At 57.4% G+C, this 594-nt stretch carries 1 protein-coding gene; it reads left to right on the top strand.

What is annotated here, in order from left to right; genetic code table 11:
- Window positions 1-130 precede the first annotated feature (130 nt).
- Window positions 131-594, top strand: a 464-nt coding sequence (locus ACR0CG_RS24120) for an AMP-binding protein (protein WP_480528053.1), incomplete at its 3' end; no start/stop codon positions are given.

The raw sequence follows: 594 nt of genomic DNA on the forward strand, positions 1-594 counted from the left end.
GATCGTTACGACGTCCCTTATCGGGGCATTGGCGTTCGGGCACCATCCCGAACCCGCCATTTTCGGCCCGGGGAGGGGTCGGATGGGGAGGAGAGAAAGATTGGCTCAGACGCAGTCGGGCGCTGAAGGGATGGACTCTCTTCCGGCGCTATTACACCGCAATGTGACCCAGTTCGGGGATGCCCCGGCCTATCGGGAAAAGGAATTCGGGATCTGGCAATGCTGGACCTGGGCGGAAGCCGCCAAAGAAATCCGTGCCATCGCACTTGGGTTTCTAGAACTTGGCGTTGAAAAGGGTGACCATATTGCTGTGATTGGTCGGAACCGTCCCGCCCATTACTGGTCGATGGTTGCCGCTCAGATGGTAGGCGCGGTGCCGGTGCCTCTGTATCAGGATTCGGTCGCCGAAGAGATGGCCTATGTGCTGGAGCATTGCGGCGCGAAATATGTCGTCTGCGGTGACCAGGAGCAGGTCGACAAAGTCATCGAGATTCAGGAAAACCTGCATCAAGTCAAACACATACTCTATACCGACAAGCGCGGGATGCGGAAGTATGACCACTCGCAGATGAACGCGCTTGAGGACATCATGGC

The organism is Ruegeria sp. AB8, from assembly GCF_056542605.1.